14 protein-coding genes are annotated in these 24,386 nt (G+C 54.1%); 3 read left to right on the plus strand and 11 right to left on the minus strand.

Annotated features, from left to right (window positions below; all coding sequences use genetic code 11):
* Positions 1–282: 282 nt before the first annotated feature.
* The 10 genes from PSCS_RS11270 to PSCS_RS11315 all read right to left on the minus strand — a co-directional run bounded on the left by PSCS_RS11270 (position 283) and on the right by PSCS_RS11315 (position 17,769).
* Positions 283–2,382, minus strand: coding sequence for a vWA domain-containing protein (locus tag PSCS_RS11270; RefSeq protein WP_068812192.1), 2,100 nt, complete (start codon positions 2,380–2,382; stop codon positions 283–285).
* Positions 2,383–2,409: 27 nt separating this feature from the next.
* The gene (locus PSCS_RS11275) at positions 2,410–3,351 is read right to left on the minus strand and encodes a DUF58 domain-containing protein (protein WP_082866327.1); all 942 of its coding nucleotides are present in this window, start codon (positions 3,349–3,351) and stop codon (positions 2,410–2,412) included.
* Positions 3,352–3,418: 67 nt separating this feature from the next.
* Complete coding sequence (locus tag PSCS_RS11280; protein ID WP_068812193.1) at positions 3,419–4,468, minus strand: AAA family ATPase; 1,050 nt, start codon at positions 4,466–4,468, stop codon at positions 3,419–3,421.
* 43 nt (positions 4,469–4,511) lie between these two features.
* Positions 4,512–5,408, minus strand: coding sequence for a DUF4159 domain-containing protein (locus PSCS_RS11285; RefSeq protein ID WP_068812194.1), 897 nt, complete (start codon positions 5,406–5,408; stop codon positions 4,512–4,514).
* Positions 5,408–8,194: a tetratricopeptide repeat protein gene (locus tag PSCS_RS11290; protein ID WP_068812195.1), complete on the minus strand. Its 2,787-nt coding sequence runs from the start codon at positions 8,192–8,194 to the stop codon at positions 5,408–5,410. The genes PSCS_RS11285 and PSCS_RS11290 overlap by 1 nt, the downstream gene beginning before the upstream one ends.
* Entirely contained in the window at positions 8,181–9,302 is a 1,122-nt protein-coding gene (locus tag PSCS_RS11295) for a hypothetical protein (RefSeq protein ID WP_157885700.1), read from the minus strand. Before PSCS_RS11295 ends, PSCS_RS11290 begins: the two co-directional genes overlap by 14 nt.
* Complete coding sequence (locus PSCS_RS11300) at positions 9,299–11,602, minus strand: hypothetical protein (RefSeq protein WP_068812197.1); 2,304 nt, start codon at positions 11,600–11,602, stop codon at positions 9,299–9,301. Before PSCS_RS11300 ends, PSCS_RS11295 begins: the two co-directional genes overlap by 4 nt.
* Positions 11,603–11,605: 3 nt before the next feature.
* The gene (locus tag PSCS_RS11305) at positions 11,606–15,319 is read right to left on the minus strand and encodes a DUF4175 family protein (protein ID WP_157885701.1); all 3,714 of its coding nucleotides are present in this window, start codon (positions 15,317–15,319) and stop codon (positions 11,606–11,608) included.
* 109 nt (positions 15,320–15,428) lie between these two features.
* The gene (locus PSCS_RS11310) at positions 15,429–16,055 is read right to left on the minus strand and encodes an NUDIX hydrolase (RefSeq protein WP_068812199.1); all 627 of its coding nucleotides are present in this window, start codon (positions 16,053–16,055) and stop codon (positions 15,429–15,431) included.
* A gap of 145 nt (positions 16,056–16,200) precedes the next feature.
* Positions 16,201–17,769 carry a class I adenylate-forming enzyme family protein gene (locus PSCS_RS11315; RefSeq protein ID WP_068812200.1) on the minus strand — a complete coding sequence of 523 codons (1,569 nt, stop codon included), beginning with the start codon at positions 17,767–17,769 and terminating at the stop codon, positions 16,201–16,203.
* Positions 17,770–17,805: 36 nt separating this feature from the next.
* Here PSCS_RS11315 and PSCS_RS11320 point away from each other — a divergent pair, with 36 nt between their 5' ends.
* Complete coding sequence (locus PSCS_RS11320; protein ID WP_068812201.1) at positions 17,806–19,122, plus strand: tRNA-queuosine alpha-mannosyltransferase domain-containing protein; 1,317 nt, start codon at positions 17,806–17,808, stop codon at positions 19,120–19,122.
* A gap of 38 nt (positions 19,123–19,160) precedes the next feature.
* Entirely contained in the window at positions 19,161–20,258 is a 1,098-nt protein-coding gene (locus PSCS_RS11325; RefSeq protein WP_106387111.1) for a lytic murein transglycosylase, read from the plus strand.
* Here the strand turns inward: PSCS_RS11325 and PSCS_RS11330 are convergent, their stop codons facing one another.
* Positions 20,259–22,415 (minus strand): lytic transglycosylase domain-containing protein, encoded by a 2,157-nt coding sequence (locus tag PSCS_RS11330; protein ID WP_158662856.1) that lies wholly within the window; start codon positions 22,413–22,415, stop codon positions 20,259–20,261.
* Positions 22,416–22,735: 320 nt separating this feature from the next.
* Between PSCS_RS11330 and panP the strand changes: the two genes are divergently transcribed.
* The gene (gene panP, locus PSCS_RS11335; RefSeq protein WP_068812203.1) at positions 22,736–24,382 is read left to right on the plus strand and encodes a pyridoxal-dependent aspartate 1-decarboxylase PanP; all 1,647 of its coding nucleotides are present in this window, start codon (positions 22,736–22,738) and stop codon (positions 24,380–24,382) included.
* The last annotated feature ends 4 nt before the right edge of the window (positions 24,383–24,386 follow it).

The following is a 24,386-nucleotide window of genomic DNA, read 5'->3' on the forward strand; positions in this document are numbered from 1 at the left end:
ATTGAATCTGGCGTTATAAAATGTAGCAATTGCATGATTTCGTGACAGTTCTGCAAGCGCATTGCAACAATTTGTCACCCACCCTATCCAGTCATAACCCCTATGCTAGTATCAGGGTTGTGGCTGGTCAGGCGGTGGGACGGCATTCTCTGTTCCCCCCTTAGTCAACTCAGGATCGGTCCTGCTGCTTTACCGCCACGCCTGCCTAAGCAATCTCTGTTACACAATCTGATTAACTCAAGCACACACCGGTTTGCGCGACTCAACAGCCGCAGCTGTCTGTTATCGATAAGTACGATTGGCAATAAAGGATTCAGCCAGCAAGAGGAAAAACGCCAGCAGTGCTATCCACCACCAGAGACGCTGGGGAGATTCCAAAGCAGATTGAAGACTGGCGACCCGCACATCTTCGCTGATGACCGGATCGGTTTCCGGGTTTATATAACGATCATAAATGCGGTCTGTTGCGACGGAGCTCAGATCGGTCGAACCCGGCCGTAAATTTACCGCCAGCTGTAACTGAGCCGGCCCCGACAATAACCCTGGCCGATCCAGCGCCAGACGCGAAGCCTCGCGATTTACAACCAGCTCTTCCCCATCAGACCATCGCAGTGTCATTCGCTCGGCAGCAGACATATCAAACCAGGAAGCAAGGTCAACGCTGTCACCGACATAATGGTAGGACGGAACATCAGCAGGATTGCTCAGGTAGGTCAGTATCTCGTGAACGAAAGGTACGTAAAGTGCCTGCAGCGGAAAATTATTCCAGCCCTGGTCCAGTGAAGACGCAAATAACATCACCCGGCCGCCATCTGGCGCGCTGCTGAAACTCTCACCAGGCTGCTCTGCTTGCGATGCTCGGGTTGCCTCAATTAATAATGGCTCACCAGAATCCAGTCGCATCAGTACATCGTTACCGCCACCCGGTGCAATCTGCCAATACTCATTGAATTGTGTTCCCCAATCCACATCCAGGTACTGCAATGCCGGGTGCCGCCAGTTAATATCGGCCATCAGGCGATAATCATTGCCTGGCATTCTGGTTCGTCGTTGAAGCTGTACTCCTGTCATCGAACCAAACGCTGTATTAAACCATGATGCTTCGACGCGATCGCCAGGTACCAGCCACAAAGCGCCCCCCCCATTAACAAAGTTCCTGACTGCTGTCATCTGGGCACTGTTCAGCCCACCAGCATTCAGTAGCACCAATACATCCTGGCTCTGCAAATCGCCGGCGCTAAAGTCTGCCTCGGATACCGAAAGCAGCTCAAAGGGCGAAGTATCGACACCTCTGACAGCCAGATTAAACCAGTGAGCTTCATCATCAAACCATTGCTCCGCGGGCGATCCGTTGACAACCAGAACCTGCATCGGCTGATTGACCTGGGCAGCAAAATACCAGGTGTTATCAATATTGAAATCGTCATCGCTCAATTCAATACGCCCTGCCACACGGTTAACCGGTGTGTCGCTGGATAGCAATTCTGCCACTGAGGCGGGCAGGTCCATACTCACGACCCGCTCTGATTGTGTCGCCAGATCGACTGGCAGCGCGGCAGAAGCACCTTGTTCTGTCAGCAGTTCAATCTCACCCGACTGCAGGCCCATGGTGCCGGTACTTCGCACGCGCGCCAGAATTTCTGGCAAATCTTCACCGCCGGGACGAAGTTCCGGGACACGCACATCGGTCAATGTCAGGTTTTCGCTTTGTTCTCCACCCAGGCTAACCAGTTCAAGGGCCGTTCCCGGTGCCAGTTGTAACTGTGAGTTTTCGTTCGGCAATGTCTGGGCCGGAAAGGCAGAAAACACCACGATGCGCCGGTTTTCATGCAGCGAACTGGCCAGCAAATCATCAGCCAGTTGCAAGGCACCCGTCAGACTGGCCTGATGGTAACCTGGCGGCGCCATTGTGGCAGCCTGGTTGCGCAGGGCATTAATATCCTGAGACAGTGGCGCCGCCAGACGGGCTTCCTGACCAAAGGTAATCAGCGCGGCTTCGTCCCCTTCTGACAGCCTGTTGATGCGATCCTCAACGGCTTCTATAAGGCGCTCGTCACGATCCGAAAACTGCATGGTAACTGAACGATCAGCAATGATGACCAGCGACTCCGGATTACCAGCCAGCAATTGGGAGACACCACTTTGATAAATCAGTGGCCGGGCAAATACCAGCACCAGCAGTACCACCAGCAAAGTACGCAACAGCAGCAGTAGCCACTGTTGCACTTTCTGGAACATCAGTAATCGTCGGCGCGTCTGTTTGATAAAGCGTAATGTACCGAACATGACCGTTGGCGGGTTATCACGGCGAATAAAGTGGATGGCCACCGGTATGGCTGCTGCGAGCAAACCCAGTAGAAACAGTGGTGCCAGAAAACTCATCGTGACTCGACTCCTAGTGGCAAGGTTCTAACTCAACCGTGAGCGACTGCTCAGATAGGCAGCCAAAGCCCGGTCAAGTGGCTGCGCCGTATTCAACAAACAATAATCCACGCCGCCACGTTGACATTGTGAGCGGCAATAATCCAGGTAAAGCTGCAGGTTCTCCAGATAGGAATCGCGGATAGCACCCGGTGTTGTCAGGTAACGCTCTCCCGTTTCCAGGTCCACAAAGGCTGACGACTCATTAAACGCAAAACCAAGCTCCTGTTCATCAAGTACATGAAAGACAATGACTTCATTACCCATGGCTCGCAACTGTCTAAGTGTGCGGATGGTTTCAACCTCATCACTGAGCATGTCACTGATCAAAACAATCTGGCTGCGTTGCCGCAATGACGCAGCCAGTTCCTGAAGCGGTTTTACACTATTGGTATGGCGTGCCGCCTGTAAGCGGTGAATGGAGCGCAGCAATGTCAGCAAATGCTGCTTGCGGGCTTTGGCTGGCACATAATCGTTGACCACTTCATCATAGGCGATCAGCCCTACCGCATCGCGTTGCTGAATCATAAAGTAAGCCAGTGCGGAGGCCAGGGTTTTGGCATAGTCCATTTTCGTCATCGCCTGCTCACCACAGGCCATGGATGCCGAACTGTCTATCACCACGAAACTGCGGACGTTGGTTTCGTCTTCATACTGGCGAATATAGAGCTTGTCCGTACGGCCATAGAGCTTCCAGTCCACATGCCGCAAATCATCGCCGCGCACATAATGGCGGTAGTCAGTAAATTCGACACTGAAACCCCGCTTGGGGCTTTTGTGCAAACCAGCCAGGAAGCCCTCCACAACAACCCTGGCACGCAGCTCCAGATTGTCCAGAGATGCCAGGATAGCCGGATCGATAAAAGTGCTGCGACCAGTATTGGAGCTACTGCTACGGTCAGTGTTACGATCGGCGCGTTCTGTTTTCATAAGTTTCTCAGTCAGCAACGGTCTACTTTGCGTTTCGGTGTTCCGCGGACCCCGGAATCAGAATCAGTTAACTGGCTATTTCCTGGGGCACGTCATTCAACAACCGTCGCACCAGTTCGTCCGGAGTGATACGTTCCGCTTCGGCATGGAAATTCAGAATAATCCGGTGTCTCAGCACCGACGGCGCAAGTGCCTTTATGTCACTGTAGGCGACATTAAAACGGCCGTGCAGCAGTGCCCTGACCTTACCAGCCAGAATCAGGTTCTGTGAGGCCCGGATACCTGCCCCCCAGGAAACCCAGTCATTAACATACTCGGGCGCTCTGTCACTTTGTGGGCGTGTCGCATGTACCAGCCTGACTGCGTACTCGACAACGGATTTGGCCGCCGGCACCTGCCGGGCGACTCGCTGGAACGCCAGGATATCCTCACCGCTCAAAGGATGCGCTACCGTTCTGTCGATAACACGCGTGGTGCTCGATACCACCTCCACTTCTTCCGCTTCACTGAGATAACCCAGCTCAATCTTGAACATAAAGCGGTCAAGCTGGGCTTCCGGCAGCGGATAAGTACCATCCTGCTCAATCGGGTTTTGTGTTGCCAGCACAAAGAACGGATCCGACATCTGGTGAGTAACACCTGCTGCTGTCACCTGCCTCTCTTCCATGGCTTCGAGCAAGGATGATTGTGTCTTCGGAGGCGTCCGGTTAATCTCATCGGCCAACAGAATATTGGTAAAGATCGGGCCTTTGACAAAAACCAGTCTACGGTGACCGGCATCCTCCTCGACAATTTCCGCACCCACTACATCTGATGGCATCAGGTCCGGCGTGAACTGAATGCGGCTGAAATTCAGTTGCAGAATATCAGCAACTGTTTTGATCAGGAGTGTTTTGGCCAGCCCGGGCACACCAGTGACCAGGCAGTGGCCACCACTGAACAGGGCAATCAGCAACTCTTCGACCACACTGTCCTGGCCAACAATGACTTTACGGATTTCCTCAACGAGCTGTTCGCGTCCTTCACGCATTCTTGCAACCAGCGCCAGATCATCCTCATTTTCAAGACCTGCCAGATCCTGCTCCTGATCAATTTCCTGTACGTCGCTTTCGCTCATAGTGGTTTCCTTGTCTGTCGGCCAATATTTCTTGATGGCTTTTTTAATGTGTAAAGGCATAAATCAGATAATTAATTCCCAGCCGGTAGGCTTCATTACTGTAAAAGGTCGGATAGTATTCATGGAACGTATGCTCCCAGCCGTCACCCATATCGGAGTTCAGGTTGGCAACCAGCATTACGCGACCTTCATCATCGAGAATGGCATAAACTGCCGGTGGAAACTGAGGGTCGTCCAGATTGAACTGACCGTAGTTCCAGGTGACCGCCCGGCCCGGGACTTGCGGAAAGGCAGTGATATCATAGAAGGTATGAAAAATCTCATGATCCACGCCCAATTCGACAACTTCCCGTTCGGGGAATAATCTTGCCATTTCCATCTGAAAGTCCTGCAGATGAGCCTCGCCCCAAAAATCGTCCAACAGCACAAAGCCGCCTCTGAGCATAAACTCCCTGAGTGCCTGCAGCTCAGCTTCAGTAAAATTCGGGCCGCTGCGAATACTGCCAATGGGTACACGTTTCATCGTCATGTACAGAAAAATCTGCTCGAACAAAGCCGGATCTGTCAGATCAATGGCTCGCGTCGCGTCAGTGGCAGTATCTACCAGACTGTAACGCTGCACGCCTCTGAGAAAGTTTTGTTCTGCATCGGGGTAATCAGTATCCCACCACCCCCCACGCCGGCCACGCCCGGCCGGATAATTCTCGTACCGGCCACGCTGCCAGACAAATTCCGGCTGTTCCCCGAGCCCGGGACGGCGACTCACACTCTCTTCCTCATCAGACATAATACGGGTGATATCAAAATCCCGTGGAAAACTCAGCGCTTCACGAGAGGACTGTAAGGGATCCTGGGACTGCGCGTGCAACATCGGGCTGCAACAGATCAGTGCTGTCAGCACGCCTGCCTGCCATACCTGCTGTCGCTCTACCCGGCTCATCAGGGTGTTTCCTCCTGAGCATCCCCCATTGTTTCTGTCGGTGTTGCTTCAACTGACTGCAACAGAATCTGCTGGGCACGTTCATAGCTCGGCGCCTGTTCCAATGCGCGTAACACGGTGTTTTTTGCATCGTCTCGCTGCGAATTGGCCAGATAGGCTGCCGCCAGATCTGTTCTGGCGCCGACCGGGTCGCTCACTTCCAGGGCCATCAGTACTTCAAACGCCTGCACAGCCAGTGCGCTGTCATCCGATGCACTGGCAAAATCTGCCAGTCGCCGCTGGACTTCAGGCTGATAAGGGTCCACGGCGAGTGCACGATCAATATAATATTTCGCTTGGTCCAACTGATTGGTTTCCAAAGCATGGTTGGCGAGAATCAATGGTGTATTGGCATCGTGCTGCTGGTTTTCCAGCATGATACGCAACTGAGCCAGCCTGGCTTCTTCGTTGCCCATCGCCTCATAAACCTGCGCCATCACCAGCGACGGACTGGGATAACCAGAATAGGTTGGCAGAATGGACTGTGCCTGCTGCAAGTGCTCCAGTGCCTGTTCATACTGCTGCTCACGGAACAGCACAATACCAAGCTGCAAATGCGCCTGAAAGTCGCGCGGCTGCTCCTCGACCCGGGACTGCATATAATCACGAAGCGCTTCATTATTGTAGAGCTCAGCCAGGACTGCACTGCTGTTCTCACGTACACCATGACCGTGCCCGGTACCTTCATCCGGACTGTCTTCCATATGCACATAAACATTGATTGACTCTACCCGACCTGTCACCCACTGCTGAAAGTCAGCGTCGAATGCTTCCAGGTCCTGGTCAAATACCGAAGAGAAAATCCGGTTCTCATCATGTTCATCCTGATAAGCCAGAATAAGCTCGCGTAACGTTTCAAACCCGAACCGTTCAACGATGTAGTCAACCACCATATAGGATTCAAAATAGGCAAAACTCAGGTCCGCATTACTGTTGGCACCCAGGAATCCGGCATCCAGATCGCCGACAGGTAGCAGTTGTCCCTGTTCATAGGCACGAACCAGGTCCAGCCCCTGGCGTCGTCCCCATTCGGGTTGCCCCTGGCCTTCCTCCCAGGTGGAAATGCCTTCCGACAACCAGCGTGGCATCCGGTTGTCGGTCATTTGCAAGGTCCAGACATGGACCAGTTCGTGCCACAAAATTTCCTGCCAGTTGGCGGACAGGGTATCGGGGGAGATCAGCGTAATCACCTTGCCAAAGCAGATACCGACCAGCGGACCGATATCCGGCAAGCCCACCGAACGCACAGCAAAATCTTCTGTTCGCTCAAACACTTGAATGGTAACGGGAACCTCAGGTTCAAACCCGTATTTGTCTACCAGGCGATCCCAGCTGTCCTCCAGCATCGTGCTCATCAAGGGCCACAAGACCGTGGCATCATGCTGACTCATGCGAACACGGAAATGTTCTGTTTCCAGCGTGGCATATTCATCCATGACATCGAAGACTTGCAGCATGTTGGAAGTCAGCACATTGAAAGGATCATTTTCAAAAGCCAGTTCAAGGTGCTGCCGACCTTCTTCTTCCTCTCCCAAGCGGATCAGGTTACCACCCAGGACCGTGTGCGCATGCCAGTTGCGCGGATCGTTATCGAGAGCCTGTCTAGCCAGCGACACAGCTTCGGTAAAGCGGTAACGGTTACCCAATTGTTCGGCGACCAAAGTATAGAATTCGCTGTTATTTGGACTGAAAGATGTAACTTGCTGCTCAGCTTGCTGAAAAGCCTGACCATCATCCTGCAGAACCGCCAGCACGGCCTGCGTCGCCAAAGCAGGTATCAGTTCTGGGTTGATCTCCAAGGCGCGTTCCAGCATACGCCGACCTTCGGCTTCTTGCTCGTTTCGAATCAGAAGTGCCCCGAAGCGGGTCAGCGCCATGGTATCCTGCGGATTGATATCCAGTGCACGCGTCAGGTAGCGTTCGCCCGCGGAAATCTCGGCCAGACCGCGCAAAGCAGGCCCATAACGTCGATTAACCTCAAGCGCTTCATTGAAGTTACGCTGCGCATCCTCATCATTGAACTTCTGCTGGAAGAGTTCACCCCAGAGTACCAGCGCTTCCAGGTTTTGATCATCCAGCCGTACTGCTTCATCAAACAGGGCATTGGCATCATGAAACAGCCCCAGCTCCCAGGCAGCCAGTGCCACCATGGCAACCTCGTCCGAGGTATAGACAGACCCAGCATCATAGCGACCCAGCGCCTGCTGAAATTGCTCCCTGGCTGCAACCGGGTTACCCCTCAGTGCCAGCACTTCACCCAGACGTACCAGTGCGCGGACAGAAGGCATGCTGTTATCATTCAGTTCCTGAAGCAATTCCAGCGCTTCTGCGGAACGTCCAGTCTCTATATAAAGTTCTGCCAGGCGCGTGGCTATCGGAGCAGCCAGTGTTGCGCCGCCTGACTCCTCAATTGCTATACTGAGAACTCGTTCAGCCCGCTCGTACTGTCCCACTTCACGGTGCGCACGCGCCAGACCCAGGGTGGCATCTTGTAGCCAGGGGTCAGATCTCACGGAGCCCAGCGCCTCCACAGCAGCCAGGTACGATCCGCTTTCCAGTAATTGCTGACCCCGCTCCAGTGAATCCAGGTCACTGCCGCCTGGCTGTGCCAGAGAGGTAGCAAACGGATTGGCAGCAGCGCAGGCGAACACGATGCCGGTTATCAGCGAACGCGAGCTATGCCGGACTTTCAAGCCCTGCCAGTTGCGGCTGGAGCCGGTGCTGTGAGCGTTATCAGGGTAAGTCATGATAGGCTTCCGTTGTTCTGGCCAGTGCAATCAGTAAATCTTCCATCTGGCGCCAGTATTCAGCTTCAAGATAATTCGCTTTCTGATTTCTCAGCAGGATGACCTGGCGCTCAAGCGCCTGCACTTCAGCCAGCATTGCTGGCGCTTGCGGGGACTGTTTGTCCGGATCTGGCGTGAGAATATTCAGGTACGCCACCTCGGCCAGCAGGCCATCGGATTCTTCAATCCCAGGATTCAAACTAAACAAGCCGTCTCCCGTGTCATCCAGAACGGCATGCTCGGTTGGCAGTCGCCCCTGTTCGTCATACCAGGCAGCAACCTGTGAGCTTGCGAAATTGAACAACTCCAGTATGGAGACCTGCTCATTGCGATCCAGGTCTGCCTGCCTCCCTTCCAGCCCGGCCAGTAGATAACGGGGAAAAATCGGATCAAATCGCTCGGCAGAAGAGCGGGTGGCAGAAATAACAATCCTCCCCGGCGCAGACAATGCCCGGGCAAATTCAAACCCGGCATTGGTCATGTTGAACAGGACAATGTCCTGCTCCTGATAAGGTTCAAGCCACAGTGCCAGTTCATCGCCAGTCATGTCCGGGCCAACATTATTAAATTTGGCATCACCAAAAGTAGCCGCACCGTGACCTATCATGAACACACTTAGCAAATCACCAGCTGTCATATCAGACTGCCAGTCCCGAAGATGTTCTTCTATCGCATCCGCAGTCGATGCGCCAGCGACACGGGCTCCCAGCCCCCCGACATTATCGCCATCATCCAGCAGTATGCGTACGTGATCGGCACTGTAGTCGTAATCGCGCTGTAAAATTTCATCTAACTGCGAGGTCCAGCCCCGAAAGCGTTGACGAATTTCCGGCGAGGCGGCAGCACCGGTAATGATCAGGGCAAACTTGCCCGTGTCTGCAGTTTGTAAAAACCGTTCGCTGCCGGAGACAGAAAAAGAGTCAGGTGAATTTGTACTGGTTTGCAACTCATTCTGTGCTTGAGCAGGCAATGCAATGGCGGCAAGAAACAGCACAACACTGAAAACAGATGCTTTACTGTGCATCCCGAGCACTCGGCACTGGCTTATGAATTCTGCTGATATGCTCATGACAGCCCCCGATAACGTCGATAAGCCCACTCAGCAAACAACATCAACAGCAGCAACCCCAGCCAGAAAGCATGATGCCAGATATCTCTGTCAACCTGGCGGGCATAAGGCGTTGGCGCAGAGGCCAGATCCGTTAACATGCTATCCAGCTCTGACAGTTCGTAATATCGTCCCCCTGACGAACCGGCCACGCGTTGCAACAGTCGTCTGTCCAACCCGGCATCGTTGTATTCGCGCAGGGACGGGGTGACTGCAAATGAGCCTTGTTGCTCGAGTGTCGCCCCATCACCGGAAGTGGATGTGACGTCCACCAGCAACTGATAGACTCCCTCATCTGTCGCTGGCAAAGTGGCGCGATAGGTACCATCGTCATTAATGTCCCAGCTCATGGCCTGCTCGGCAATCTCGCCATTGGGCATTGTGACCTGTAACCAGACAGAAGCGTTATTATCCAGTTCGAACACGTTGTCGCGCACACGGACTGAAACATCCACCTCATCACCGGCATGGTAGCTTTCCTGGTTCAGTTCAATTTCAACCCGGGCCAGTGCTTCATCTGTCAGCCATCTGGCCATTTGTCGCCAGAGACGTTCATGGCTGTCATCTTCTGAGGGCATCAGCATTTGCCAGCGCCAGGTACTGGCCGTTGTCAACGCAACACTGCGACCACTGCCATAACGCTGAGTTGCCAGCACCGGTAAAGGCTGGCGCTGATACTGTAGATCGGGGTGCTCCAATAATACGGTAGCACCGGCTTTGGCCTGGCCTGTGACATAAATGCCCTGCAGCTCTGGCAGATCCTGCCAGCGCGTTCGATTCTCACTGTCACTACTGCCCAGCCTCAGCGCGTTAGCAAATTCACCTTCCGTGGTCAGTACCGGCGTAAACATAGTACCGGTCGCATGGGCACCCCGGCGAATCCCTCCCTGGAGCTGTCCTGGCAGGCTGTTGCTGCGCACCAGTTCAAGCGGCAGCACATCAGACAACGGGGTATCGATAAAGGCATCATCCACCATGCCGCTGACCAGCAGCCCGCCACCGCGTTCGGCCACAAAATCCCGAATCAATCCCAACTGACCTTCAGAGAAAAAATCCAGCTCTACATCACCGATCAGCAAGCCTTCATAAGCGTAGAGCGCTTCCTTGTCTTCGGGAAAACCTGTGCTCAATTCCAGCGCATTTTCAATACCCTGACGATAGAATCGACCTGGCCCGGTCTGCAGGTAAGAGGCCAGCCGCAGATCATCATCCGCATCAAGTGCACGGCGAATAAACTTGAATTCATTTCTGGGGTGTCCGTCGACGTAAAGAATGTTTCTGGTTTCCGGCAGGCTATTATCAACCAGGAACTGGTAACGGTTGTTCTCAACCAGGCGCTCACCGGTTAACGTTTCGATGCGGGCCTCATAACGAATCGCGGCATTTCTGTCGGGCACTACCGGGAGGGTATAACGCCGCGTCTCCCCATCATTACCCAATGCAACCTGTCGGGATGCTACCTGAGTATCACCATCCCAGATAGAAATCTGAACCGCATCGGCCGCAAAACCGGTTTGTGAAACCGACAATTCAACATCCACCTGTTCACTATCCAGCAGTGTGGCATCCGAGCGTACATTTCTGATGGCAATATCCGGGGTCACTTCCGGCTGCCCGACACCAACCGTGAACACCGGCACCTCCCTGCCGCCCAGTACTTCAGCAGTTGTTGCCGGGTCCAGGTTGCTGTTGTCGCCACCATCACTGATGACGACCACCGCATTCAGGGGCAAACTGCCTAACTGTTCGCCAACATGGCTGATAGCCGTGGAAATATCTGAGCGGTTATCTGCAGCCGTCAGATCATTCGGCGAATTCAGTCGCCTGACATCCCGGCCGAAAGCAAATGTCCGGAGCTGATACTGCTCGCGCAAAGCGGATAAAACGGAGGGTGACAAGGCGTTCTGAACCGCCTGAATACGGCTTTGTTGTGAAGTGGAACCATCATTGATCTGCATGCTCTGAGAGTCATCAACCAGAATCGCGAGATAGGTTTCCTGGGGATTGGTTTCCCATTCCTGAATAATCGGTCGCAACAGCATCAGCAGTAACATCACCAGCGCCATTGAGCGCATGGCGGTCAGGGCAATCCGGTCATTCTGTGTCAGTGGCCGGGTGGTCCGCCCATACAGATACCAGACCAGCAGGGGAACAAGTACAACAAGTAATAACACCATGAAAACGGGTACACCACTGGCGAAGACCAGCCGCCCTTCTGCTATTGCCTGCCAAAACCCTTGAATACCACTAACCCCGTTCATGTTTTACTGCGCACTGCCTCCGTTTTCTGACAGGGCCCGATAGTAATCCTCTATCTGATCCCGGTACCGCTCTGGTATATCTTCCTCGGAGACGTTAAACAAACGCTGGCTGACTGCCGAGAGCTCCGCGGCCGCTCTCAGTTGTGACTCCAGTTCCACCAGTGGGGTCAGAATCGACTCCAGCAGCTCTGGCTGGCTGAGAAAATCCTCAATACTTTGCTGGCTGATTTCGTCACTGACCGACCGGGCATTACCCCATAACGCCGCGTCACCAAACTGAGGGCCCTGCCAGGGCTGTTGCGGCATACCTTCACCTTGCTGGCCTCCGCGAGCTGTTTGTCCGGCATTCCCACTATCAGCCTGTGTGCCTGCCTGTGCAGCTGCCTCACCTCGCTGACCACCTGGCTGCTCACCTGTTTGAGAGCCAGGCTGACGCGACTGACTGGCACGCTGCCCCCGTTGCGTGCCAGCACCTTGCTGCTGTGCCTGCGGATCGAGTTGCTCACGTACCTGCTGGGCCAGTTGCTGAGACCGGGCCAGACGCTCACGCATGTCTGCGACAGACTCTCCATTCTGTGTACCGGGTTGCCCTTGCTGGCCCTGCTGGCCGTTGTTCTGTAACGCTTCGCGCAATGCTTCAAGCTGGTTGCGCAACTCACTGGCATCACCGGCTACCTGTTGCAGGGCTGACTGACCCTGCTGCCCTGCACCCGGCGCACCTGGCTGCAAGGCCTGTAACTGCTGACTCAGGGACTGCATGGACTCATCCACTTCTTCCTCAATATCAACAGCCAGATTAACCATGCCGTTGCGCAACACCCGACCACTGGCTTCCATTCTCTCCTCCAGCGAGCGAATGGCACGATTGGCTTCCTGAGCCTGGCGAATCAATGCCTGTTCATCATTACCGGCACGGGCAATCACCGCACGTAACATTTCTTCCAGGGATTCCAGTTCCTGTTGCTGGCGTTGGCGTTCACTAAGCAACCGTTGCACATCTTCGTTATTCATACTGGACTGACGAGACTGCCCCACACCCTGTTGGCGGTTCAGATCCTGCAACTCACTTTGCAGGCTTTGTTGCTGCTGTCGTAATGCTTCAGCACGTTGCGCCAGAGACTGGACCAGTTGATTACCCGCTTGTTCCCCCTCACTGGCCAACTGCTGTTGTTGTTGTCGCAGACTTTCCGCAGCACGCTGACTGCGTGCCGCCGCCTGTGAAGGTGTTGCTGCTTCTGAGGCATCCTGCATTTGCTGCAATGCCTGCCTGACCTGAGCCAGACCATCATTCTGACCGCCCTGTTGACCACCCTGGCTGTTGGCTGGCGAAGATGGCTGCTGCCCGGACTGATTACCTTGCGCCTGGCGTCGCCGGCTCATTTGCTGTTCCAGTTGCGCCAGCTCCTGAGTCAGCTGCTCCTGCTCCCGACGCAACCGCTCCAGTTCGCGTCGCTGTTCTTCTTCAGACATCTGGTCGAGGCGGCGCGACAGGTTTCGCTGTGCCTGACTCAAGCCTTCCTGGCGACGAGCCAGTTGCTCCAGGCGACTCGCTTCTTCGCTGGCTTGCTGGGATTGACCTGCCTGGCGCGGGTTTTCGTAACGATTCTCGTTCTGCCCCATTTCCATATCGAACAACTCACGCAAATCTTCGCGTTCCTGTTGCTGTCCGCCACCACCGCCCCCGCCAGCAGTGCGCTGAAAATTAACATCCGTTTCATTAATTTCTGCTTCGGCACGCAATACATATTGCAAGGCCTGCTGCTCAGGTGCCATGGCGCTGGTCAGGGCTTCGCCATCGAGGTCTGTTGCCGCCAGCTCCATCTGCTCGATCGCCTGCTGCAAATAGGTCACCGCGTTACCATAACTGTCATCAGCAAAGTTCAATCGCTCAGACAGGCGATCAATCGACATCGATGCCCGTTCCATCGCCTCTCGCTGGGATGTTGCCACTACCGCCACATCATCACTGAACTGCTCAGCACTCAACTCGGCCTGCTGCTGCCTGAGCCTCCATGTCGCCGCAATGATGTCTTTCTGCAGCGTCACGAGAGCGCTCGAGCTGTCGTTCCCGCCCATGCCTCCGCCGCCCTGTTGACCACCAGCCGACTCTCGAAACACCTGGTCTGTTGGAATGACCTGCAGGAAGTAGATGTCCGACACCACTTCCTGTGGGCCATCAAGGCCATTATTGTCAGAGAGTGTCAGGTAATAGCTGACAAAATCGCCTGGCTGAACCTGTAGATCTTCCAGATAGACCAATTGATTGCCGCTGACATTCTGCAACCCTGGTTCGGGAAGGAAGTTTACCCGTTGCTCTTCGCTGCCTATTACACTGTAGTGCAGGTCGAAAGCCGTCAATCCGTAATCATCACTGGCATCTATCGCCAGAACCACTTCTTCCAAGGGCATCACATCCTGGTCTCGACCGGGACTGATCAAGGCCAGCTCGGGCGGCATATCCGGAATCACCCGGATATACCAGGGCTCCGGATCTTCGCTTTGCAATTGCTCGAAATCGCTGGCAAACACCTGGTAAGACATATCTGTCTCGGCTGTCAGCGTAACCTCGCCGGTGTCGCCATCCACATTAACAGGGAGTTCACTACCATCTTCGAGGCGTAAAAATGCACTGGCGACCGGTTTATTGAACTGCAACTGCATGGCCACTTCCGTGCCTTCCGGTACCAACGCATCACCGGTATCCTCGCTGCTGTCATCCTCTTGTCCGGTGTAATCAGGGTAGTCGAACGCCAGGTCAATCTGTTCAGCGCGCGGCAAATCAAACACGCTGATATCGAACTCCTGGCTTTGCGCCGGATCCGCGACACCGGCACTGAAGCTGGCGGTCACGTAATAGCGCATATCATCTTCGACTGACGCCAGCTCATAGCCATAAACAGCGCTATCACTGCCGGCTCCCTGCTCCTGCATGGGTAATTCGCGCCAGTTAACCTGGTCGCCCTGCACCCAGAGGGTCACTTGCGTGGGGATGGCATTCTCGATACGAACCGAAATATTGGCAGGGTCTCCACGCTGTAACCGCATGGCCCCTGGCTCTACTGCCAGATTAACCGGCAGGGCCGGAGTGGCATCTGTGACCAGGTCAGGCGTTGCTGGCCCGGCAAAAGGCCACACGATACGCCCCGCCCCCAGACGGAGGAATTCAACACTAAGCAAAGACATCACCAGTGTTAAAGACCCGGCTGCGGCCAGGCCCACAATCAATAGTGGTGCTCTACTGTCACTGACCTGGCGTTGAATCAATTCATGACGCTGTTTGAGATGATCTTCTGCATCTTCCCAGAGCTTTTCCACAAAGCGGCGCGAAACACCACGTGAGGCAAGGTCATCCGTACTGGAAAACTCCATGGAAGTCAGAATGCGTTGCTCGAAATCCGGCAATTCTTTCTCAATCTGGCGCACGATTGCCTGGTCATCAGCACGCGTGCGTATCAGTCTGGCAGTGACAATCGTCACCGTGCCGAGCAGCAGAATAATCCACAGGGAGATAAGCAATGCGGTCCAGAGCGGGCCGGAAGGTAATGCCGAAGCAAGCACGGCGAGTGCCGTCAACCCCAGCAACAGAACGCCGGCAGCCACCGCAATATGAACGAACAGAGCCAATAACCATTGACGACGACGCAACCCGGCCAGGGTCACCCGCATCTGGCCAACCTGATGTCCGCTTTCAACGTCTGTGTCAGTGGAAATTCCCATAGGCAGCTCATCGTTATTGTAATGCCGACTCTTCAACTATCCCATCATCAGGCACTGTGACGCAAGGGAATCTGACGGCAGCCGGACTCATTTGAGCGAAGCAGGCCAATTAAAGTCTGCGGAGTTTCACCGCGCGATAGTGATCACAATTTTCCGGATAGACATGGATTTTACGCGCTTGCAGGTCTGTACATAATGTATCCAGGCTCCAGTAGTGCTGCAGTGTTTCCAGGGTGTGACGAGTGGGTTGTGTTAGAGCCAGTTTCCCGGCGTCATGTTCAGCCAGGGCCAGGGTTGGTCTTACCCATTTATGATCCAGTATCTCTTGTTGATCGACGCGAACCTCAGTCTGCTCATGAACGGGACACAAAAAGAACCAGGTCGCAAATCGTCTGGCGAATCCAGCGGGAGTGGTCCAGTGCGCAATACTGAATAACGCGTCTGGTGACAGGGTTAACCCGGCTTCCTCGTACGTTTCCCGGGTTGCTGCGTGGATAGCGGCCAGGAACGCCCTGTCAGTATCAACAAGCTCCTGGCTATCACGGGTCTGCGGATAATCATCAGGCTCAACACAACCGCCCGGAAACACCCAGGTCCCCCCAAACGCAATCTGCTTGTTACGCAGAAGAAGCAAGGTTTCCAGATGACCAGAGCCTGCGGGTGATTGCCTGACCAATATCACCGTGCTTGCCGGTGCCGGGTTCGTCGAAGCTGGATTCGCCGGAGCTCGATTCATAGTGCCCGAATCTCATTATTGTTATATCTGCCTACCTGTTTCTAAACAATTACACACGATGAAGCAAGCAACGGCAGTAAACGATTCTTGACGAATCTTTACAATTTTCAGAAAAACTCACTCAGTAACCAAATTCCCCATGACATTAATCTGCTTTACCCAGTTTATGCTTAAGAACTTTACCCGAAGGGGCTGTTGGTAATTGCGATACCAGATGAACGCGTGACGGTCGTTTATAAGCCGTTAACCTGGGCTTTAAAAAAGCAAGCAGGCCCGCCTCACTCAGTTGGCAACCCGGCCGGGGTTGTACCCAGGCAACCACGTCTTCATTCCCTGGCACGGTCTCACCCACAACCGCACACAGCAGCACATCAGGATGATCCAGGATCGCAGCCTCCACTTCAGGCGGGTATACATTGAACCCGGAATGAATAATCAGTTCCTTGCTGCGGCCAGCTATAGTGAGATTGCCTGCCTCATCCTCCCAGACCATATCACCGGTATTGAGAAAACCCGCTTCATCCAGTGTCGCCCGGGTTGCCTCGGGATTACGGAAATAACCGGGCATGATACTGGGGCCGCGCACATGCAATTCACCAATTTCGCCTCGCCTGACCTCCTTGCCGTCGGCTCCCAGCACTCGCGTTACCAGCCCGGGCAAGGGCTGCCCCACACTGCTGGAAGCCAGCCTGTCAAAGCGACGCACCTGACAGATGGTAGGGCCACTTTCAGTCATGCCGTAACCATTGAGTAACGGCAGACCGAAAGTCGACTCCGCATTTTGCTTTATGGCCGGGTCCAGAGGTGCGCCTCCGCTATACATAAAGCGCAGGTCGGGAGCGACCGGTTTTGACAGACCGGCACTGGCAATATAATCCGTCAGCTTGGCATACATGGCCGGGACGCCGAAGATGCCGGTCACCGACTGTTCACGAATCGTCCGGGTCATAATCTCAGGATCAAAACGATCCGCCACCACAAAGTGAGCCCCATAATGCAGTGCCGAGAGAAAGACGGCAGACAGGCCAAAGACATGCGAGACCGGCAACACCAGATAAATACGATCCTGTTGACTCAGACCACGCAACGCACCGCTGATCGCGGCAATAAACATGATATTGCGATGCGTGAGCATCACCCCTTTTGGCGCCCCCGTAGTGCCTGTGGTGTAGATAAGACAAAACACGTCTTCCATCCCTGGCTCTGGCTCAATACCGGAGTCACTGGCGTCATGCATCACCATGCCTGCCTGGCCGCCACCCAGGGAAATCGTATCGGTCACGCCTGAGGTATCCAGTCGTTTCCAGTGACGACTGGCAGCTTCGGAATCGAGAAAAAACAGCTCAGCCACAGGCTGACAATGTCCAGCGATTCGCGCAATTTCATCCTCGGCCATACGGGCATTGACGATGACGGGCCAGGCACCCAGTTCGCTAAGTGCCAGAATCGCCACCAGCAATGGTACGCAATTTTCATTTACCAGCATGACACGATGACCGGCCTCAATACCTTGTTGAGCAAGAAAAGCCTTACTTTCACTGATTTCTCCGGCCAGCTCCCGATAGCTAAAGTCACGCCCCAGGTGATCGCTGATTGCCGGTGCATCTGGCGCATGTTCAGCCCAGTAACTCACCGCTGAGCTCACTTTTGCCGGCAGTGTTTGCAGAATCTGCTCTACCGATTGACCCAGATACTGTTCATCATTAGATTGCATTACATCATTCCCTGATTCATTACTTGTGAAAATCGCATGACTATCCCCCATCCTGCCAAAAAACCCGCTGCGCGCGCACGCACGGTCCGGCGCCAGATACTGCTCCTCAGCCCTTACGATGCCTATAGCCACCAGCAGTGGCGGTTGACCCTTGTCGCCATGTTTCCAGAGTTTGACTGGACAGTGTTGACTTTGCCACCCCGTTATTTTTCATGGCGAGTGCGGGGCAACAGCCTTAGCTGGGCCTTTGAGCAACAGGATATACTCAGCCGTCACTTTGATTTGCTGGTCTGTACATCACTGACTGATTTGAGTGGCTTACGCGGACTCGTCCCTGCACTCACGGCCGTCCCTGCTCTAGTGTACTTTCATGAGAACCAGTTTGCCTATCCCGCAAACGGCATGAAAACCGGACCGAACGACAAACCGAGCAGGAAAGGCAAGCGAGGCGAGCCAACATCCGCGCAAGGCATTCCGTCCGAATCCGTTGAGGCTGCCATGCTGAGCATTTACAGCGCGTTATGTGCAGACCAGGTGCTGTTTAACAGCCAATGGAACTTCCAAAGTTTCCTCAGTGGTTGCGAACAGTTGTTACGGAAATTACCGGACCATGTGCCAGCGGGTATCTGTCAATTAATGGCTCGCAAGTCGGAAGTCCAGCCAGTGCCGCTACCCGACTCATTGTTTGAAGCCGCTTTATCTGCTCGCGCACCGGACGCCCAGAGCTCACCCCTGATGCCCCCTACCACCCTTACCCCTCATGTACAGAGTTCCCACCCGACTGATACCAGTCCGCTGGAAATTGTCTGGAATCATCGCCATGAATTCGACAAAGGTCCTGCCCTGCTGCTGGCCATCGTGCAACGTTTGGTACAAAGTAATCTGCCTTTTCGTTTGCACCTGCTGGGCCAGCGCTTCAGGCAGCGCCCTGATGAGTTTGCCGAGCTCGACTCCTTGCTGGAAAGTCACTACCAGTCGCAACAGATAACGCCAGGCATTAACCGCTGGCTGGAAAACCGGAATGATTATCTGCAGCAGCTCAGCGAAGCGGACATTGTGCTCTCCACCGCATTGCATGACTTCCAGGGACTTTCAGTTCAAGAGGCTTGCATCATGGGCTGCCTGCCTGTTGTGCCTGATGCGTTGGCCTACCCGGAATTTATCCCCCCCGACTACCGTTATGATAATAGCGGAGTTATTGAACAACAGGCGGCATCGGCCACTGAGCGGATTCTTGGCATTGTGGCAGCCCGGCAGGCATCATCATCAGCCCTGCCCGCTGTTGACCTGACTGCTGTTCGGGCAAGTCACTGCCGAGCTGATTGGCTGGATCACCTGAACAAACTGCTATAATCAGCCCCTATCACCCGAATCAAGGACCAGAAAACTTCATGTTCTCATCGCAAACGCCCCGTCCACTTTCCATTCTGCTTACTTTTACCTGCTCATTCTGCCTGATCATGGCCACCTTCACTGCCCCGCTTGCTGTCCTTGCTCAGGACACAGGGGCAGAACCTGACAGTGCTGAGCAAGAAGCTGCTTTCCAGGCATGGTTGACAGAGTTTCGGGAAGAAGCCCTCTCTGCGGGTATTAGCGAGAACACGCTGGAACAGGTAATACCCACCATTCAACAGCAACGCCGGGTCGTAGCTGCGGACCGTAGCCAGGCAGAATTCGATAACAGCTACGATCGCTACCTGCAGCGGGTTAATACCAACCGGATAGAAGCTGGCAGGCACTTAATGCAGACCCAGGGCAGCATGATCCGGGAGGTCGCTGCTGAGTATGGCGTCCAGCCGCGCTTTATTGTCGCCATACTGGGCCTGGAGAGTAACTACGGCACCTTCCCCATTACGGAACCACTGTTCAGTGTTATCGCAACACTGGCCTTTGATGGCCGGCGCGGCGACATGTTCCGACGTGAACTGCTGGCTGCACTGGAAATTGTCGACAAGGGTTTTGCCACACCGGAAATGATGAAAAGCTCCTGGGCCGGAGCGCTTGGTATCGCTCAATTCATGCCCAGCAGTTATCTGAATCTCGCAGTCGATCATGATGAAGACGGTAAAATTGACCTCTGGAGCATGGGCCCGGATGTTATTGCAACGGTAGCCAACTACCTCAAGTCCACGGGGTGGCGTGATGATCAGACCTGGGGGCGACCGGTCAGCCTGCCATCAGGAGGAGAGCAATCATTGCCGGCACCGCAAAGTGCGGGCATGACACCAGAGAGCACTTGCCGTTCCTATCGTACGATGGGGGCCTGGCGCCCACTTGAAGACTGGCAGCAACTGGGCGTCCGCCGTTCCGATGGTTCACCATTGCCCGCACGCAATCTTCCCGCTGCATTATTAATAGCGGACGAAGGGGATGATCAAGGGTATCTGGTCTATCGCAACTTCTGCTCCATTATGCGATACAACCCTGCGTTTCGTTATGCGCTGACAGTGGGGCTGTTATCCGATGCCATTGCGGGTATCAATAATTAATCAAGCACCATCAATACGGTCAACAACGGGGAACACGATGGTCTGACCAACCCTGACACGACTGAAATCAAGGTCAGGGTTGTATTGTCGTAATAACCAGAGAGGCACCGAGTAACGCTGGCGAGCCAGCCGGGAAATGGATTCATTCGCCGACAGTTCATGGCGACTGATGTCGCGAATACGATACTGTTTGAAAAATGTTTGCTGTTGCTGCAAATGATATTCACGACGTCGCAGCTCAAACGCATCCTGGTCCAGACTGGCCACATCTACGTTGAGTCGCTGACCAATGATGACCGGGTCAGTAAAGCGCATGCCGTTGAGCTGTCGCAGTTCCTGAGCGCTGACATTGAGCCATTCAGCGTAGTGTCCCAGTGTCTCAGATGCCTGCACCTCGATACTGCCATCGCCAGCAATAGAATAATCACTGGGGTCCGCCGTCAGCGCAACCTCAGCCAACTCATTGCTCTCCTCTACGTTCACCGTATCCGACTCTATTGCCAGCACTTCGTTTTCGGCGGCCGGTACTGTATCGCTTTGCTGGCGATAACTGGCTGGCATCAATAACGGCTGACGGGCTTCTTCATCCGGAAAGACGCTAGAGAACTGAGGCTCAGGAGTATCAGGTCGGTTCAGCGGTAACTGCAAGGCCTGTCCGACAGCAATCCGGCCCCGGCTGTCGAGTCCATTATGAGCAATGATCGCCGCTGAATCTATGCCATATCGACGGGCAATGCCAGAAACAGTATCACCGGAACGGACTATGTATTCATTTTCGCCAGACAGTGATGCCGTTGATGAATTACTGACATTGGCAGCAACCTGTTCATCACCGATAACCGCTTCATCATTACTGGCCAGTGTATGCGTGAGCATATCTGTATCATGCGGGAGCAACAGCGTTTGTCCGACGCGGATGGTGTGCCGGTCCCGTAACCGGTTAAGTGACACCAGTTGATCTACGGAGGTATCAAAACGGCTGGCGATGAGTGACAGGCTATCCCCACTGCGGACGACGTAATTTATATCCGGCGTCTGGAATGTGTAACGCTGCGAATCAGGGATTTCGCTCAGTCTAGCCTGCAAGTTGCCACGTACCGAGTTGCGTTGAATTTTAACGGAGTACCCTTTGGGGATCCGTTTTCCGCCCTCCCAGACCACAGCCAGCAATGCCGGGTTGTCAAATTTGAGCTGATCCATGCTGACGCCAAGCGCATCGGCCAGCACATTGGCTTCAACGTAGGTATCCAGTTCAAACGAAAGATACTCTGGTGCCACATCCAGATGCAGCACCCCGAACAGAGCCCGGGCACGCCGCTCTACATCCAGCACCGCCAGAAACTGCGGATAGAAGTTACGCGAAGCAAAACCGAATGATGGGCCTTTGTACTGCGAAATAATGGTTGCGATATCATCAGTCCCTGTTGCCCGCACTGCGCGAGCCAACCCTCCGGCACCATGATTGTAGGCAGTCAGAGCCAAAGGCCAGCTACCCAGCAGGTTATAGTTGTACTCTAACAGGCTCATTGCCGCATAAGTGGCAGTATAAGGGTCCATGCGTTCATCAACCACATTGTCGATGCGCATAAAGCGCTGACCGGTTGTTCGGATAAATTGCCACATACCAGCGGCCGCAGCATGCGACCAAGCGCCGGGATGAAAAGAGGATTCAACATGAGGCAATGCTGCCAGCTCTATCGGCAGGCCACGCTCAGCAGCGACCTCTTCAATATGCTCACGGTAAGCGCCAGAGCGGATCAATCCGGCAATAAACCGGTCAGACTGTCCTAGCTGGAAACGAACATTGCCGGCCGCTTCCGCCAGGGTCGCATTGTCGACCCCGTCCGGCCAGGCATCGAGCACCTGTTGCTGATTCAGCGTCAGGCCATCGCGCTTGCCGCTGGCCAATACCTGAAGATCCTGGCGAATCTGGTTGCGGTACGCTTCAATTTCCCTTCGGTTATAGTCGACTTTGCGATATATAACAGCCAGGTTGACCGCGTCATGCAAAAAGCCGCTGTTGGTATCAGCTTCGGTATAAACCCGTGTCCAGAAACGAATGGCAGGTTCCAGGGCTGCAGGCCTGGGTAATTGATCGGTGCCGCTAAAACCGGCGTTTTGGGCATGAACCGGAGAGGCAGTCAGCCACAGCAGCATAGCCAGTAAAACCAGAAGGTTTAAGTGACCTGCTTTAATCACATGGCTGCGAATACTGCGTCGAGTTGTATTGCAAAGACAGCCTAAGCCTTGATATTCACTCATATGCGTATGAACGATTCACCATTAATTCGCTGATGTTGCCCTTGAGAGCCTCACCTGTCAACCTGCTGCTAACACTGCCCGTCCTGTGAGCATTTTACTATCCGAACATTTACTCTATACTGCGCACCCTGTTGGACAGTGAGGTCCTGCGGCATTGCTGACCCCAAAAATGACCTCCAACTGTAATAATTGCATGAGAGTTAGCAGGCCCCAGAATGAGTGATGACAAAAAACTGGCCAGGGCTAGCCTGGATTCCTTATACCGTATTTTTACTGTACCGGAAGCACCTGACTCCACGTTAGGGCGCATTGACCAGTCGTTATCGCAGGACCTGGCGGGGTTTCTCCAGCAGCATATTGTCGCTTCAGAACGCGACCTGGCAGATATTGAAAGTGACTTTGATTCTGCTGCAATCCCAGAGCACCCGACTTTTGTTTCTGAACAAATACAGTTCGTCATGGACAAACTGGTTGCCCAGTCTGTGCATATTTCTGCACCCAGCTTTGTTGGACACATGGCCTCGGCCCTGCCCTATTTCATGCTGCCACTGTCTCGTATCATGATGGCGCTCAACCAGAATCTGGTAAAAGTCGAAACCTCAAAGGCTTTTACTCCCATGGAGCGCCAGGTTGTAGGCATGATTCACAAACTGGTCTATGACAACGACGAAGCTTTCTATGAGCACTGGATGCATGACCGGGCACATGCGCTGGGCAGCTTTTGTTCCGGTGGAACCATCGCTAACCTGACCGCTCTGTGGGCGGCTCGCAACAATGCCCTGCCTCCCGGTGGTGATTTTCGCGGCCTGGGTCAGGATGGTCTGTTAGCAGGCATGCAACATCATGGCTACCAGGGCCTGGCAATCCTGGTCTCGGAACGTGGACATTATTCGCTGGGGAAAGCCGCTGACATTTTAGGTATTGGCAGACGATCTCTGATTGCCATACCCACAGATAACAGAAATAAGGTACGTACTGACCTCCTGGCCAGCAAGTGCGACGAGCTGAAACGCCAGAATATTCGTGTCATGGCCATTGTCGGTATTGCCGGCGCCTCTGAAACGGGCAGTGTCGACCCGCTGGACACCATGGCCGACATTGCTGCGGAACGGGGTATACATTTTCATGTCGACTCTGCCTGGGGTGGTCCCACACTCTTCTCTTCGACCCACCGCCACTTGCTCAAAGGAATTGAAAGGGCGGACTCAGTCACCCTGGATGCTCATAAACAGCTATATGTCCCAATGGGCGCGGGTATCGCGGTATTCCGTGATCCCAAAACCCTGACCAGTGTGGAACACCACGCGGAGTATATTATCCGTAAGGGTTCCAAAGATCTGGGGAGTCATACAGTAGAAGGCTCCAGGCCCGGCATGGCGATCCTGGTTCACTCCGGGTTGCATATTATTGGCCGTCAGGGATATGAGCTGCTAATTGATCAGGGCATAGAGAAGGCCCGTGCCTTCGCGCAAATGATCAGGGAAAGTGATGACTTTGAGCTAGTCAGTGAGCCTGAACTCAATATCCTGACCTACCGGTATGTCCCGGCCGATATCGCACAAGCGTTGGCACAGGCTCCAGAGAGCCTGCAAAGAGCAGTAAATGAAGAACTGAACAAGGCCACCAAGCGCATCCAGAAAATCCAGCGAGGCCTGGGTAAATCCTTTGTGTCCCGCACCCGCCTGAATCCGGCGCTTTATGATGGGGACGACATTATTGTCTTCCGGGCCGTGCTAGCCAACCCGCTAACCAATACAGAAATTCTCAGCGACCTGCTGGAAGAGCAGCGCCAGATTGCGGCGACCCGTGATGATGTTAAAACAATACTGGGGCTGGCAAGAGCCTGTTTTCGGTCCTGTTAACCGC

The organism is Pseudohongiella nitratireducens (assembly GCF_001642735.1).
In the GTDB taxonomy this organism is placed as follows: domain Bacteria; phylum Pseudomonadota; class Gammaproteobacteria; order Pseudomonadales; family Pseudohongiellaceae; genus Pseudohongiella; species Pseudohongiella nitratireducens.